Below are 15128 nucleotides of genomic sequence, written 5' to 3' on the forward strand. Positions count from 1 at the left end.
GCAATTATGTTTATTTTCTTTCGGTAGGCAGTTCTGCAAACAACGTCATGTCGAGCAGAGCGAGACATCTCGCGGGCAATGGTATTGTCATGCTGAGCGAAGCTGAAGCATAATGTTCTGTTTCTAACAACGTCAGCACGCGAGATTCCTCGGCTTCGCTCGGAATGACGTTCTTCTATTTATCCATAAACCCTAATTCACCGCGTCGCCGCGCAGCTTGCGGAAGCGCTTGCGGGACTCGGCAGTGTAGATGCTGCCCGGGTATTTCACCAGCAGCTGGTTGTAGAGCGTCTTGGCCTTTTCGCGGTCCTGAAGGTTTTCTTCGGCAATGCTGGCCGTCAGGAACAGCGCGTCGTCGCTGAGCACGTCGTATTTGGGGTTGGCCGTAATCTTCTCCAGCGTGGTGAGGGCCGCGGGGTAGTCGCCCATGCGGCGCTGGAGTTGGGCCTTCAGGTACCAAGCATCATCGGTGAGGGCGTGGCCGGGGTACTTCTGCAGCAGGTTATCCAGGCCCTTGAGCGCCGCGTCGAGCTTGTTTTGGAACACGAGCAGTTCCACGGCCGAATAGTCGCGCAGGGCCACGCCGGAGGTGTCCATAGCCGTGTTGTCGGTGATGAGCAGGCTGAGCTGCATGGCGTCGTTGGCAATTTCGCGGCTGGTGGCTTCTTTGAGAATGTCCAGGTGGCTTTTGGCCAGCTTAAAGTCGCCGGCGTAGTAGCTCAGGCGGGCATTGCGCAGCTTGGCCTCGTAGCCCACCGGCGAGTCTTTGTGCGACTTCTCCACCTGCGAATACAGCAGCGTGGCCTCCCAGGGCTCACTGCGCAGCAGGTAGATGTCGGCCAGGTTGATTTTGGCTTCGTCCACCACGTCGAGGCTGGCCCGGGGCAGGTCGATTACCTCCTGCAGCATGGCCATAGCCTTGTCCTTCTCATCGAGCTGGAAGGCGTACAGGGCCGCCATGCTGCGCAGCACCGGCGCGGTTTCGGGCGTCTTGCCCAGCTCCGTCAGCACCTGCTGGTACTCCCCGATCAGGCCCCGAATCTTGGCCGGGTCGACCGGGTAGGTGGAGCGCACCTGCTCTTCGCGGGCCTGCACCAGCCGCTGCCGGGCCAAGCGGTAATACATGCCACCGCGGTACTCACGGGTCACGTAGTCGAAGCCGGCAATGGCGCTTTCGTAGTCTTTGTTGCGCTGGGCAATGCTGGCCAGCTCCATCACGCGGGCTCCTTCGGTGCGGCCGCGCCGGTCGAGGGCCTTGGCCTGCACCAGGGCCCCGGTAAAGTCGCGGCGCTGGGTCTGGAGCCACAGCAGCAGCTCGCTGTAGACGGCCCGCTCGGGGTACTTCTGCACGTTGGCAAACAGCTCTTTTTCCAGGGCGTCGAAGTCCTTGTCTTCGCGCAGGCTGTTCTGGAGCATGTTGCGCACGAAGGGCAGCTGCTGCTCGTCGTTTTGCACCAGGCGCAGGGTTTCGCTCATCACCTTGTCCGTCTGGCCCGACTGCGTGTAGAGCTGAATCAGCTGGGGGGCGTACTCGGTGTCGTCTTTGGTAAGCAGGCGGCCTTTCAGGTAGGTTTTTTCGGCCCACTCGGGCAGGTTGCGGCGCGTAAACTCGGTGGCGACGGGCACGACCTGCCCGGCCGTGAGCTGGCCGATTACCCGCTCGTACTGCTTGGCGGCGGCCGGGGCGTCGCCGGCGGTGGTGTAGAGGCTGCCCAGGGCCACGCCGTAGGATGGCTCCTCGGGGCGCTGCCGGATAGCCTTTTTCACCAGCTTTTCGGCCTCCTTGTAGCGTTTCAGGTTTTGGAGCACCACGAGGTACTCGGGCAGTACGTTGGGGGCCGCCTGCTCTTCGCTGCGCAGCCGCCCAAACAGAAAGGCGGCCTTCTCATTCTCGCCCTTGCGCGCGTATTCGCGGGCCAGGGCAATGCCACTGTTGTCCTGGGCCTGCACCGCGTGCAACCCCAGGCCCAGGCACAGCACCAGAGCCGAACCAACTTTCGTAAAGCGACGCAAAGAAAACTGACGCATGGCGTGAATTTCAGGCAAGTAAGAATCTGAGAAGGTAAACCGGCGGGGGCCGACTTTCATTCCTTCCGGCTTGAAAACCAGCTCCCCAACAGTCCGGCACAGCCGTAGTCCGGAAAGAAGCACCCTCAGCAGATAAGTTGCTTACGGGGCGGGCAAACAAAAAGGGCCGTACCCGAAGATACAGCCCTTTTTCGTGCTTCTGCTTGGCGAGCGGCTTAGAAGAACTTCGTGCGCTCGTCTTTGATGTTGGCGTTGGCCTTCACGGCTTCGTAGATGGCACCGTCGGCACGGGCCGTGCGCTGCGCCGTCAGCTGCTGACGGATCATCTTCAGGTCGGCCGGGGCGGTGGGCGTTTCCACCTTCACGGGCTCCACGATCAGCACGCCCTGCTCGCCCTGGAAGGGAGCCGACTGCTGGCCGGGCTTCACGCTGTAGGCTTTACCCACGGCCAGCGGCTCGCCGCCCAGGCCCTGGATAACGCCGGTGCCCAGTACTACCCCATCGGCCGTTTTCACCTGGGCGTTGGGGCCGTAAGCGGCGGCAATCTGCTCCAGCGTGCCTTTCTTGCCGCTCAGCTTAGCCATGATCTGCTTGGCTTTCTCCTCGTTGCGCACGGCGGCCGTCAGCTCGGGCTTCAGGCTGGCTACCGTGGCGGTGCCTTTGGCACGCTCCTCGGTCAGCACGGCAATTACGTACTGGTCGCCCAACTCGTATACTTCCGACACGTCGCCGATTTCGGTTTTCTTCCCGCCCTGGCCGGCGCCGTAGGCCCAGCGTACCAGCTCACGAGCGTTCTGCAGGTTGTTCACGGCCCGGTCGCTGCTGCCTAGGCCTTTGGCCTCCTGCTTCTGCAGGGTTTTGTCGGCGGCTACGGCGCTGCGGAACGAAGCCAGGTCGGTGGCTTTGCCTTTCAGCTCCTGGGCGCGGGCGTAGGCGGCTTCACGCGTGGCGTCGGAAGGCACGATGCCTTTCTGCACGGCGGCAATCTGGTAGGTCTGGGAAGTCTTGGGAGCGGTTACCTTGATGATGTGGTAGCCGAACGAGGTTTCAACGGGGTTGGGCAGCAGGCCGGCCGAGGTAGCGCCGAATACGGCCTTCTCAAACTCGGGCACCATGCGGCCCTGCGTGAACCAGCCCAGGTCGCCGCCGGTAGCGGTGGTACCGTCGGTGCCGAACTGACGGGCCATAGCGGCGAAGTCAGCACCACCTTTGATTTTGGCCAGAATGTCCTTGGCTTTGGCCAGGGCAGCGGCTTTGGCTTCGGGCGTAGCACCGTCGGCCTTGATCAGGATGTGGCTGGCGCGGGCGGCGGCCTGGGCACCAGCCTTCTGGCCCGTTACCTTGAAGATGGAGTACACGCCGTTTTCGGCGTAGGGGCCATATACCTGGCCAACCGTGAGGGGCAGCTGCTGACGCAGTTTCTCGGGCATGTCGGCCGGCGACACGTAGGCCGAGCTGTAGGGGTGCTCGGGGTCGGTGTTCAGCTTGGCAAACAGCGAGTCGTTGGGAGCGGTGCGGAACTGGGCAGCCAGCTCATCCACCGACTTGCGCACCTGGGCGCTGTCTTCCACCGAAGCCGTTACCGGAATGGTCACGTACTCGATGCTGCGGCCGTCTTCTACTTTGTAGCGGGCCTTGTTCTTGTCGAGGTAGGCTTGCAGCTGGTCGTCGGTCACTTTCACGGCCGAATCCGAAATCGAGAAGTAGGGCACGAACAGGTAGCGGATGCTGGCGCGGGTGTTCTGGGTTTCGTTGTACTGCTTGGCTTCGGCCGTCGTGACGTAGGTCGAAAGCTTGAGCAGGTTGTTGTACTTGTTGCCCATGCGCTCAGCGGGCAGGTTGGCTTCGAAGTTGCGCCAGGCGTCCTGGGCCTGGGGGGGCAGCTTGTCGAGGTTGCGCAGGTACTCAATCACCTTGGCGCGGTCGAACTGGCCGGTCTGCTGGTCGGTGAAAGCCTGGCGGATGCTGGGGTGAATGTTTTTGCCCTGCACCATGTCAGTCAGCTCGTCATCCGAAACGGTGAGGCCGAGCTTTTCGAACTCCTTCGAGAAGGCAATGCGGTAAATCGTCTGGTTCCAGGCCTGGTCGCGCAGGTAGCCCATCGTGGCTTCGTCGGGCTGGCGGCCCTGCTGCTGAATAAAGTTTTGCTTGGCCTGCTCCAGGGCGGCCTGGAATTGCTCGTAGTCTACTTTTTCGCCGGCTATTTCGCCTACCGAATTCTCATTACGGTTAAACAGACGGTTTTTACCGCCTATCAGGTCTCCCCCGACGATAAAGAGCAGCAAACCGATGGCAACGATGCCAACAGCCCAGCTCGATTTTTCTCGGATCGTGTTAATTAATGCCATTTACTTGAAAAAAAGCGCGGTAAAAGAGTAGAAAGAGTCGCAAAATAACCAGAATCCGCCGGACATTCAAAGCTAACCGAAAGCAAGACCGCCCGAAGGGTACTTCGGGCGGACAAGTTTCAGGGTTAAAGCTACTTTCGGGGCTTCTTGCGCGGCTGGGGTTTGCCAAGTTTGGCCGGCGTTTTGGGCAGGGGCCGGGGCGCGTTTTTGGGGTCGGCCAGGAAGCGGGCTTCCTTTTCCCGCTGCTTGAGGTAGCGGTAATACATGATGCAGCCCAGCGAAAGCATGAACAGCCAGTAGTTGCGCTGCAGGCTTTCGGCCGGCACCTTGGGGTTGTTTTCCACCAGGGTCTGGTACACGCCGATAACAAACGTGACGACACCCAGCGAAAAGAGAATCGTGCGCCCCATAGACTGGTCGATGCGCATAGCAGGTTGGGTTATTGGGCCGGAGTTTCCGGGTTGATGGTAAACACGCCGGTGGGCTTCAGGATGCTGTAGCGCGAAAAGTCCTGGTTGGCCGTCAGGCCGTTGCCGGTCAGGATTTCAGTCTGAGTTTCGACCCGCACGAAGGTGGCCGGCTTGGTGTAGATGATGGCCTTGAGCCGGTCGTAAAACAGCTCTTCGGTGTTCATCTTCTGCTGCTTAATCTGGTTGGCCACGCGCACGTCGCCGCGCACCACATACAGGTTCTTGGCCTTGTCGTACTTGGCGTAGTTGCCCTGCAGGGTGTTGATGACCGTGCGGCCACCTTCGCCGTAGAAGCTCACCTTCACGCCTTTGGGGTAAATCTGGTCCCCGGTTTCGAAGGTTTGCTCCACGGGGGCCGTCAGCCGGATCTGGAGCTTGGCCGAGTCGCTGAGCAGGGTCAGGACGTTGGTGGTTTCGGCGGCCGGGCCGGTGTAGACCACCTTCTTCTTGGTCACCTCCGCCTCCTTTTCCTGGCAGCTCCAACTGCTGCCGGCTATTAGCAGGGTGCCCCAAAGCAACCAACTCACGCGTTGTGCAGGCATAGCGAAATGGGCCTTACTCAATCCGGCGTTTGATAAACCAACGGTTGTTCAGCGTCACGCCCAGCTGGGCGCGCAGGTAGCTTTCCTTCACGTTGCTGATCTGGCGGGAGGTGCCGCCTTCCACCAGCGTGCTGGCGTCGGTGTTGCCGCGCTGCCCGTAGGTGAAGGCCAGGCTGACCACGGTAGCATCGAGCGGGGTGGCCGAGGGCATGGGGAAAGCAAAACCCCAGCTGACGGCCCGGTCGTAGAGGGCCTTGCCATCGGGGCGGTAGGGCATCTGGGCCACGCTCAGGCCCGCCCGGTAACTGATGCGTTTGAAGTAGTTGTCCACCGACGTAGCGTCGGGCGTGTACTCGCCGCCCAGGCCCAGGCGCAGGGTGTTGTCGAGCGGAATGGTGGCGCCGATGCCGCTAAAGCCTTTGTATTTCGACCACTGCTGCTGGGCCACGTCGAGGCTGGCGCTCCAGTTCTTGTTGTTATCGAAGCTGACGCCGATCTGGGCCAGGGCCGGCAGGTTGGCGGCGCCTTTCTGGTCTTTGGCCAGCGTTATCTGCTCCAGCACCAGCCCGTTCACGTCCGAGCGGTTCAGCGTGGTGGTGCGGGTGCCGCTCAGGCTGGTTTTGAAGCTGTAGACGCCGCCGATGTTGTAGTTCAGTTTGTCGCTGGCCTTGCCGCGGTAGTGCACGCCGCCCCGGAACGAGAAGTCGGAGTAGTGCACCTGGTCGTTGAGGGTCGACTTGGTGATGTCGGCGGTGCTGGTAACGCCGGCGGGCACCACCGTAGAGCCCACCGATTCGTCGGTAGTGCCAAACACGTAGGCAGCCGACACCCCCACAGACAAGCCCTTGCTTAGACGGAAGGCGTGGGTCATGTAGGCCTCCGAAATTTCCCCCTCCCCTTTCTGCTGCACGATCTGGGTGCTGTTGGGGTCATTGACAATCGGCGCCGCGGTGTTCGATTCGTAATCGACCGAGGTTAGCGGGTGCAGGCCAATGGAAGCAGCCCAGCTTTTGGAGATGGGCAAGCTCAGGGCCAGGTAGCCCAGGTTGCCGCTGCCGGTCTTGTTCGAGGAAGTGGCGTTGCGCAGGGTTTTGTACTGCCCGTTGAAGCCGGCTTCGTAGGTCGTGCGGCTGGTGTAGTACACCAGCGCCGGGTTCAGGTCATTCACGTTGACGCTGTTGGGCGCTGCTACGCCCACGCCGCCCATGCCCATCTGGCGCACGCCGCCCAGGTTGGGGACGTAGTCGCCCAGCCCTAAGCGCGAATAGGGAGAGTTGCCCAGGCCTTGACCGTGGACGTTGGGGGCGGCCATCAGGCCCAGTACTACCAGCCCTACGCAGCCAGCCGATTTAGTTTTCAACATTATGCACCAGTATTCGGTGAAGCCCAATGAGCACGAGCTCCGGAATGACAAAGATACGGCCTTTCAGCCGTGGTTGAAAAAAGCCGGCGTCGCCCCCGGCCAGTACTACTTGCAGCCCGGGGTGTTGCGCCCGGTATGCCTCAATAAACCCGTTCACTTCGGCCACGGCTCCGTTCAGCACGCCGCTACGGATAGCGGCCTGGGTGTCGGTGCCGGTCAGGGGCAGCGGCGCGGCCGGGTCGGTGGGCATGGCTACCAACGGCAGCCGGCCGGTAAACGTGTGCAGGGCCTCAAACCGCAGCCGCAGCCCCGGCGCGATGCTGCCGCCCCGGAACGTGTGCCCGTCTTCCACCCAGTCGCACTTGATGGCCGTGCCCGCGTCGATAATCAGCGTGCTGCGCGTGGGCCAGAGCCAGGCCGCTCCTACCGCCGCCGCCAGCCGGTCGGCCCCCAGCGTGTGGGGCGTCGCGTAGGCATTGCGGATCGGAAGCGGCGTCGTGGCCGGCCCAAACTCCAGCACCCGCCCACTTACCTGCTGCTGCCACTGCGCCACCCAGCCGGCCGTAGCTTCGGCCACCGAGCTAACGATGACGTGCCGGGGCCGCAGCCGTTCCAGCACTTCACTCACCTGATCCACGCCAGCCACCACGGCGGTTTCCAGCAATACGTCCCCGTCGAAGCAGCCGTATTTCACGGCGGTGTTGCCAATATCGAGGGCTAGGGTACGCATGGAATAAGGAAAGAAAAGCCGCCAACCGGCGCGGCCGTAAACCAAACAGGCTGGCTGTATGAGTCAACAGCCAGCCTGCAGGTTGCTTGGTTACAGGAAATACTTGAGACGAATGACTTCCTTTTCGGTCAGGAAGCGCCATTTGCCGCGGGGCAGGTCCTTCTTGGTGAGGCCGGCGTACTGCACCCGGTCTAGGGTCACAACTTCGTAGCCCAGGTGCTCGAAGATGCGGCGCACGATACGGTTGCGGCCCAGGTGCAGCTCAATGCCCACGAAGTGCGGGTTGCCGGCCACCACGGCCACGTCGTCTACGTCGGCCTTGCCATCTTCCAGCTCCAGACCAGCGGCAATTTTGCCCAGGTCTTCTTCCGTCAGCGGCTTGTTCAGCTCGACCTGGTAGATTTTCTTGTTCTTGTGCGAGGGGTGCGACAGTTTCTGCGCCACTTCCCCATCGTTGGTGAACAGCAGCAAGCCCGTGGTGTTCCGGTCGAGGCGACCCACCGGGAAGATCCGCTCCCGCGACGCCGAAGCCACCAGCTCCATTACCGTGCGGCGGCCTTCGGGGTCGTCGGTCGTCGTCAGGAAATCCTTGGGCTTGTTGAGCAGCACGTACACGTGCTTTTCGCGCTTCAGATTGGTCTTGCCGTACTGCACCGTGTCGGTAGGCTGCACCTGGTAGCCCATTTCCGTTACCACTTCACCATTCACCTTGATTTCACCGGCCGCAATCAGCGCATCGGCTTCCCGGCGCGAGCAAATGCCCGCGTTGGCGATGTAGCGGTTCAGGCGCGTGGTGTCGGCGTGCGAGTCGTCTTCGTCGCGGCGGCGCTTGTTGCCGCGCGTCTTGTCTTCCTCGTAGTGCCGCAGGTTTTTGTACTCGGGTGCTTCGCCGGCTACTTCGCCGCGCTTAGGCTTGTCGGCCCGGTTGTCGAAAGCGGGCCGCACGGGGCGCTCCGAGCGTTCCGGCCGCTCGCTCCGCTCCCCGTAGGGGCGGGCCTCGCGCTTGTCGCCGTACGCGGGCTTGTCGCCAAACGTGCGGGGCTTATCGTCGCGGCGGTTCTTGTCGCCGTAGGGCTTGCTGCCAAAGCTGGGCCGCTCGCCGAAGCTGCGGTTGCCAAAGCTGCTGTCGCGGCGCTCCGGCGCACTGCGCCGCTCGTCCCGGTCGAAGCCGCCCTCGCGCCGCTCGGTGCGGGGCTTTTCTTCCCGGTTGAAGCCTTCGGGCACCCCGCGGAAATCGAAGGGGCGGGCTGGCCGGATAGCCCGGTTCGGGCCCGTGTCGCCGTCGCGCTCCTCGCGGCGGAAATCAACCGGCGGCTCAGGCATGCTGGGCTTGGGCTGGGCAAAGGGATTTACCTTATTGAACTTCCGGTTCCGCTCCCCGGCACCGCCACGGGGCACCGCCGGCTTGCCTTCCTGCCGATACGGCTGGCCGGGCCAGTTGGCTTTCGGGTTGTAGGGCTGCACCGGGCGCTCATCGCGCCGCTCTTCGTTGCGGCCCTCAAAACGGCGGGAACCGCCCCGGTCATTGTCGCGGCCGAACAAGCGGCGGTCGTCGCCGGCGTCGCGGCGCGGGCCACCGAAGCCCCCGCGGCTGCCGGAACCTTCGTTGCGGCCGTAGCCGCCAGAGCCGCCGGGCGAGTTGCCAAACTTACGGGGGCCGCCTTCGCTGCCGCCGAAGCGTGAGCCCCCACCCGAGTTGGGGCGGCCTTCGCTGCGGCCATAAGATGGGCGCGCGGAAAAGTCGCGGCCCCCGGCGTCGTTGCCGGAGCGGTTGCCGCCGAACCCACCTTCGCCGGGGCGGGAAGTGAATTTGCGCGGGCCACCGCTGTTGCCAAAGTTGCCGGAGGGACGGTCGCCGGGGCGACCCCGCCGGGCGGAGTTGTCGTCGTTATGTTTCTTGCCCATGGTTGCAAGTATAAGTGCCGTATCGCTACGGTACGAGGTGAAAATAAATCAGGAGGAAAGAGGCTAACGAAGTAGCCCCGAAAACAGTGCCCGGACCAGCGGCGCGGATGATGAAGGCCGCCTGCCGCTGGTCCGGGCAAAGAAGGGTAGATGTGCAGCGCTGCTAGTCGCGACGCGCCATTTTGGCTTCGATGGAGTGCTGAGTGTGGGGCACAGCGCGCAGCCGCTCTTTGGGAATCAGCTTGCCCGTGCCAATGCAGACGCCGTAGGTACCGTTCTTGATGCGGACCAAGGCATTTTCGAGCTGCTGGATGAACTTCATCTGACGCGAGGCCAACTGGTTCATGCTTTCCTTCTCGGCCGTGTCGGCGCCATCTTCCAGCACTTTGGCCGAGGAAGCGGTGTTGTCGGTGCCCGAGTCGTTTTTGCGGCTCAGGGTTTCTTTGATGAATGCTACTTCCTTGCGGGCTGCGTTGAGTTTATCTTGGATGATTTCCGCAAACTCAGCCAGTTCTTCCCTGGAATAGCGTAGGTTTTCTTCACTCATGGGGGTACAGGGAGAGGTTAGTTAATTGAATATTACGTTTTTACCAAGCAAGGTCTTAGCAAAATCCCGGCATATTTGGCTTTTTAACAGCAGCTCTTTCAAATAAGTTTGCTGTTTGGCCTCCCACAGAGGTTGGGTTCCGGTTTCGGCGTATTCCCGCGCTATTTGGCCGCAAAGCTACGCTTTTGTCCGATAATCAGCCAGCTACGGTTTTTCTTTGCTCCCAGCTCAACACTAGCCAGCCTCAAAAGCCCAGCATGTGAATAGCGGCGGCGGCAGCTTCCACGCCTTTGTTGCCGTGCTTGCCCCCGGCCCGGTCCTGGGCCTGCTCCAGAGTGTTGGTGGTCACCAGCCCGAAAATAACGGGTTTGTTGAACTTCAGCCCGACGGTAGTCAGGCCCTGGGCCACGGCGTGGTTGATGTAGTCGTCGTGCTTGGTGTCGCCCCGGATAACGACCCCCAGGCAGATAACGGCGTCGATTTCCTCGTGCTGGGCCAGGAACTGGGCGCCCAGCGTCAGCTCGAAGCTGCCGGGTACGGTGTTGCGGTAGATGTTCTCTTCCTTGGCTCCGTGCTTAATCAGGGTGTCGAAAGCGCCCTGGGCCAGCACGTCGGTGATGTCGCGGTTCCACTCGGCGACGACGAGGCCAAAGCGCTTCTCGGAAATATCGACAAAGGTAGAAGCGGTATAGTCGCTCAGGTTTTTCAGGGAAGTCGCCATTAGCTGTCTTCGTTAGGGTGGTCGGGGTTGCTATAAAACAAAGCTGCGCCCTCCTTGCGGAAAAGCGCAGCTGTTAACTCGTTGGCCGCCGGGAAGCTTACTTGCCCGCCAGTCCTTCGGCGCGGGCCTTGAACTGCTTGGCTTCGTTTACTTCCTGGGCGTTCTGGTAGTCGTTCAGGATTTTGTCGTACGCCTTAATGGCGCCTTCGTAGTCCTTGGCCAGTTCGCGGGCCGTGGCTTCTTTCAGCAGGTAGCCGGGCGAGAAGTACTCGTTGGCGTTGTAGTTGGCGGCCTTGTTGTAGAGGTCGGCTGCTTCCTTGTACTTGTTCAGCTCCAGGTTAGCATCACCCAGCAGCGCGTACGCCCGGGCCTGCACCAGCAGATCATCCGAGCTGAAGTCTTCCAGGTAGTCGATGGCCGCCTGGTACTGCCCCTGCTTCAGGGCGCCCACGCCGGCGTAGAAGTTGGCCAGGTTGCCGGCCTTCGTGCCGCTGTATTCCGAGGCAATGGCTTCCAGGCCGTCATACTGACCGTCGCCTTTCATGGCTTTCTTCAGGGAGTCAGCCTCCCAGTAGTCTACTGCCTGGAACATGGCCGCCTGGGCTTTCTCATCCTGCGACGAGCGCCAGGTGTAATACCCGAAGGCACCCACTACGGCTACTACCAGCACCGTCAGCAAGCCCAGCAGGATACCTTTCTTACGACGCAGGAAATCCTCCGTGTCAGCGAGGCGGGCTGCCAAAGCATCTGGGTCTTCCAGCAAAGGATGCTCAGTTACCAGGTCGCCTTCAATCGGCTGGTTCGGGTCCGCCGGGACCTGGGTCGGCTGCGGACGGTTCTGCGGGCTATTGCGCGTGTAGGGAATCTTAGACATTACTGGGCTTTCAAAAAGGGCGGCCGGGCAGCCGGGTAAAACTCCGCAAAGACGTTAGTCGCGGATATAAGGATAGTCCTGCTGCACGTAGACGTCTTTGTACAGCTCGTCGGCAGTGGGGAACGGCGAGTTCTCAGCAAACTCCACCGACTCCAGCACCTGCGCCTTGATCTTCTCGTCGATGGCCGTCAGCTGCTCTTCCGTCGCCATGTTGTGGGTCAGGATGGTGTGCCGCACCGACTCGATAGCATCACGCGAACGGTAGTCTTCCAGTTCCTCCTTGGTGCGATATTTTGCCGGGTCGCTCATCGAGTGCCCTTTGTAGCGGTAGGTTTTGAACTCCAGGAAGGTGGGGCCTTCACCGGCGCGGGCCCGCTCGGCGGCGCGAGCTACGGCATCGTGAATGTCTTCGACGTTCATGCCGTTCACCGGCTCCGACGGCATGTCGTAGCCGCGGCCGATGTGGTAGAGCTCCGTCACGTTCGAGGTGCGCTGCACCGACGTACCCATAGCGTAGCCGTTGTTTTCCACTACGAAGATGACGGGCAGCTTCCACAGCATGGCCATGTTGAAGGCCTCGTGCAGGGCACCCTGGCGCACGGCGCCATCACCCATGTAGCAGATGCAGAGCTTGCCGGTCTTGTTATACTTTTCGGCGAAAGCCAGGCCGGCACCCATCGGCACCTGCCCGCCCACGATGCCGTGGCCACCAACGAAGTTTACTTCCTTGTCGAACATGTGCATCGAGCCACCCTTGCCTTTCGAGCAGCCGGTAGCCTTGGCATACAGCTCAGCCATGATGGCGTTGGGCGACGTGCCCAGGGCCAGCGGGTGAGCATGGTCGCGGTACGCGGTAATCCACTTGTCACCTTTTTCCAGGGCCGATACGGCGCCGGCTACGCAGGCTTCCTGCCCGATGTAGAGGTGGCAGAAACCTTTAATCTTCTGTTGACCGTAGAGCTGACCAGCCTTCTCCTCAAACTTGCGCATGAGCTGCATCTGCTCGTACCAGGTCAGGTAAGTCTCCTTAGAGAATTGGGGCTCGGCGGGCGACGTGGCACGGGGAGCGTTTGCTTCCGGCTGCTGGTCGTTGGCCGGGGGCAATACCGGATCAGGCTGCTTCACCGTTTCGGTGGCACTGTTCGCTTTAGGGGTAGCCTTCTTGCTCGACGATTTTTTCGCCGAATTGGAAGCGCTTGGGGTAGCCTTTACTTTCGTCTCCGCCATCGTACTCTCGGTTGTTCGCGTTTGGGATGCGAAAGTACGTAAAAGGATTGCAATTCCGAACCCGAATGATTCTTGAAACTCTACATCTGCTGTTCTTCAAAAACTACGATGAGGCGACGCTCCAGCTCTCGCCCCATATCAACTGTTTTATAGGAGATAACGGCAGCGGGAAGACCAACCTGCTCGACGCCATTCATTACCTGGCGCTGACCAAGAGCGCCTTCACCAGCTCGGATGCGCAGAGCATAAAACAAGGAGAGGAATTCTTCGTGGTGAAAGGCCGGTTTTGCACCCCGCCCGACGACGTGCGCGAAACTATTCAGTGCAGCCTGCGGGCCGGGCAGAAGAAAGCCGTGACTCGTAACAAGCAAGCCTACGAGCGTATCTCCGACCACATCGGCCGCTTCCCGGTCGTGCTCATTTCGCCCTACGATACCGACCTGATCCGGCAGGGCAGCGAGGAGCGCCGCCGCTACTTCGACAGCCTGATATCCCAGCTCAACCACGAGTACCTGGAGCTGCTCATCCAGTACAACCACATCCTGCGCCAGCGCAACGCCCTGCTCAAGCAAGCCGCCGACCGCCAGGGCTACGACCGGGACTACCTCCTCGTATTAGATGAGCAGCTGGCTCCGGTGGGCACGCAGTTGGTGGAGCTGCGCCAGCAGTTCCTGGCCGACTTCACTCCTATCTTCCAGCGCCACTACCAGCAACTGGCCGACAGCCGGGAGGAAGTAACCCTGGACTATAAGAGCCAGCTGCCCGACGCCGACTTTCTGCACCTGCTGCGCACCTTCGAACGAAAGGACTTGGCGTTGCAACGCACTACCGTGGGCCCCCACAAGGATGACTTTGTATTCCTGATGGATGGCGTCTCCGTAAAGAACTACGGCTCTCAGGGGCAGCAAAAATCGTACGCAATTGCGCTGAAGCTGGCGCAGTTTGAAATCTCGGCGACCCGCAAACAGCACAAGCCCATCCTGCTGCTCGACGACATATTCGACCGGCTGGATGAGAAGCGCATCACCCGACTCCTGCAGTTGGTGGCCGACCAAACCTTCGGGCAGGTGTTCCTCACCGACACCCACCTGGAGCGTACCGACCAGGCCCTGGCCAACCTCTCCGAACAGATCAGCCGGTTTCGGGTAGAAAGTGGACGCGTCACGGCGCTTTAGCCCGGCTTCTACCTACCTTTGTGACCGGCTTGATAGCAGCGTTCTGCTGCTTCAGCAAGCTCATCTGTTCGCGCGTATTATATCTCCTGGTTTTGAAAAAATATAACTCGCCCGAAAATTCCCGTAAAGCTGATGTTCTGACTTTGCAGGAAGGCATTACGGCGCTGCTCAAGGCCTATCGTCTGCAGGGCAAGCTCAACGAGACGATGGTCGTTTCCAGCTGGGAGCGAATCATGGGCAAAGCGGTGGCGCTAAAAACCCAGGAAGTCTACATCAGCCAGGGCAAGCTCTTCGTACGTCTCAGCTCCGCGCCCCTCAAGCACGAGCTGGTAATGGCCAAGACCCGAGTCCTGGACCTGATCAATAGTGAGGTTGGCGAGAAGGTGATTAAGGAGGTAGTGTTCTTGTAGAAGCCTGCCTCCATTCGCCTCTTTCCTATCCTGCTCTTCTACCTGGTTTTTTTGTCGGCTTGCTCAAGCCTGCTGTTTCCAAAGGCTCCGCATGTTGTTGCGGGGCCTTTGCTGTTTTATGCCCACTCACCAGCAGTTTGCAGAGGCACCGTTTCCTGCGCTTACTTACCCAACAAAAGTTTCTCTTCCCTCCTACCCTCTTTTATGACTGAACCTTTCAAACCCGAGTTCCGCCCGGTGTCTTACTCACGGGTCACGCTGACCGAGCTGATGATTCCTGCCTACGCCAATTTCGGTGGCAAGATCCACGGCGGCATTCTGCTTTCGCTCATGGACAAAGTAGCGTACGCGGCGGCCTCTAAACACGCCGGCAATTACTGCGTCACGGTCAGTGTAGATGGCGTCAACTTCCTGCAGCCGGTCGAGGTGGGCGAGCTGGTTTCGCTGCTGGCCTCCGTGAACTACGTGGGGCGCACCTCGCTCTTAGTAGGCATCAAAGTCATTGCGGAGGACGTGCGCACCGGGCTGGTAAAACATACCAACACCTGCTACTTCACGATGGTCGCGAAGGACGATGCCGGGAAGCCCACCGTCGTTCCCGGCCTTACCCTGGAGACGCCCGAAGACAGCCGCCGCTTTTTGGAAGCCATCAAAAGACGGGAGTTTCGGGAGCGGCACAAGGCCGAGTTCGACAATGCGGTATCCGCGTTGGCCGTGCACCAAGAGCTGTATCTATTGCAGCAGGAACGGTGTCAGATTGTCTACTGATTTTCCACCTATCAGAGCCT

14 protein-coding genes are annotated in these 15128 nt (G+C 60.8%); 3 read left to right on the forward strand and 11 right to left on the reverse strand.

Going from position 1 to position 15128, the window contains the following annotated elements; all coding sequences use genetic code 11:
* Positions 1-192: 192 nt before the first annotated feature.
* From E5K00_RS22215 to pdhA, 11 genes are all read right to left on the reverse strand, one after another.
* Positions 193-2028, reverse strand: coding sequence for a tetratricopeptide repeat protein (locus tag E5K00_RS22215; protein ID WP_135465501.1), 1836 nt, complete (start codon positions 2026-2028; stop codon positions 193-195).
* 215 nt (positions 2029-2243) lie between these two features.
* On the reverse strand, positions 2244-4376 hold the full coding sequence (locus E5K00_RS22220) for a peptidylprolyl isomerase (RefSeq protein ID WP_135465502.1): 2133 nt from the start codon (positions 4374-4376) through the stop codon (positions 2244-2246).
* A gap of 131 nt (positions 4377-4507) precedes the next feature.
* Positions 4508-4804 (reverse strand): hypothetical protein, encoded by a 297-nt coding sequence (locus E5K00_RS22225; protein ID WP_135465503.1) that lies wholly within the window; start codon positions 4802-4804, stop codon positions 4508-4510.
* 11 nt (positions 4805-4815) lie between these two features.
* Positions 4816-5373 (reverse strand): LPS export ABC transporter periplasmic protein LptC, encoded by a 558-nt coding sequence (gene lptC / locus E5K00_RS22230; protein WP_245328393.1) that lies wholly within the window; start codon positions 5371-5373, stop codon positions 4816-4818.
* A gap of 28 nt (positions 5374-5401) precedes the next feature.
* Positions 5402-6751: an OmpP1/FadL family transporter gene (locus E5K00_RS22235; protein WP_135465505.1), complete on the reverse strand. Its 1350-nt coding sequence runs from the start codon at positions 6749-6751 to the stop codon at positions 5402-5404.
* Positions 6738-7481, reverse strand: coding sequence for a type III pantothenate kinase (locus E5K00_RS22240; RefSeq protein ID WP_135465506.1), 744 nt, complete (start codon positions 7479-7481; stop codon positions 6738-6740). The genes E5K00_RS22235 and E5K00_RS22240 overlap by 14 nt, the downstream gene beginning before the upstream one ends.
* A 90-nt stretch (positions 7482-7571) precedes the next feature.
* Positions 7572-9386, reverse strand: coding sequence for a pseudouridine synthase (locus tag E5K00_RS22245; RefSeq protein ID WP_135465507.1), 1815 nt, complete (start codon positions 9384-9386; stop codon positions 7572-7574).
* Between the two features lie 163 nt (positions 9387-9549).
* Positions 9550-9933 (reverse strand): TraR/DksA family transcriptional regulator, encoded by a 384-nt coding sequence (locus E5K00_RS22250; RefSeq protein WP_135465508.1) that lies wholly within the window; start codon positions 9931-9933, stop codon positions 9550-9552.
* 244 nt (positions 9934-10177) lie between these two features.
* Positions 10178-10654 (reverse strand): 6,7-dimethyl-8-ribityllumazine synthase, encoded by a 477-nt coding sequence (ribH, locus tag E5K00_RS22255; RefSeq protein ID WP_135465509.1) that lies wholly within the window; start codon positions 10652-10654, stop codon positions 10178-10180.
* Between the two features lie 97 nt (positions 10655-10751).
* Positions 10752-11528 (reverse strand): tetratricopeptide repeat protein, encoded by a 777-nt coding sequence (locus E5K00_RS22260; RefSeq protein WP_245328394.1) that lies wholly within the window; start codon positions 11526-11528, stop codon positions 10752-10754.
* Between the two features lie 54 nt (positions 11529-11582).
* Positions 11583-12653 (reverse strand): pyruvate dehydrogenase (acetyl-transferring) E1 component subunit alpha, encoded by a 1071-nt coding sequence (gene pdhA, locus E5K00_RS22265; protein ID WP_245328395.1) that lies wholly within the window; start codon positions 12651-12653, stop codon positions 11583-11585.
* 167 nt (positions 12654-12820) lie between these two features.
* On the opposite strand from pdhA, the gene recF reads away from it, so the two are divergent.
* From recF to E5K00_RS22280, 3 genes are all read left to right on the forward strand, one after another.
* Positions 12821-13930 (forward strand): DNA replication/repair protein RecF, encoded by a 1110-nt coding sequence (recF, locus tag E5K00_RS22270; RefSeq protein WP_135465511.1) that lies wholly within the window; start codon positions 12821-12823, stop codon positions 13928-13930.
* 92 nt (positions 13931-14022) lie between these two features.
* Entirely contained in the window at positions 14023-14340 is a 318-nt protein-coding gene (locus E5K00_RS22275; RefSeq protein WP_245328396.1) for a DUF721 domain-containing protein, read from the forward strand.
* A gap of 204 nt (positions 14341-14544) precedes the next feature.
* Entirely contained in the window at positions 14545-15108 is a 564-nt protein-coding gene (locus E5K00_RS22280; RefSeq protein ID WP_245328397.1) for an acyl-CoA thioesterase, read from the forward strand.
* The last annotated feature ends 20 nt before the right edge of the window (positions 15109-15128 follow it).

Source organism: Hymenobacter aquaticus, from assembly GCF_004765605.1.
GTDB classification, from domain to species: Bacteria; Bacteroidota; Bacteroidia; order Cytophagales; family Hymenobacteraceae; genus Hymenobacter; species Hymenobacter aquaticus.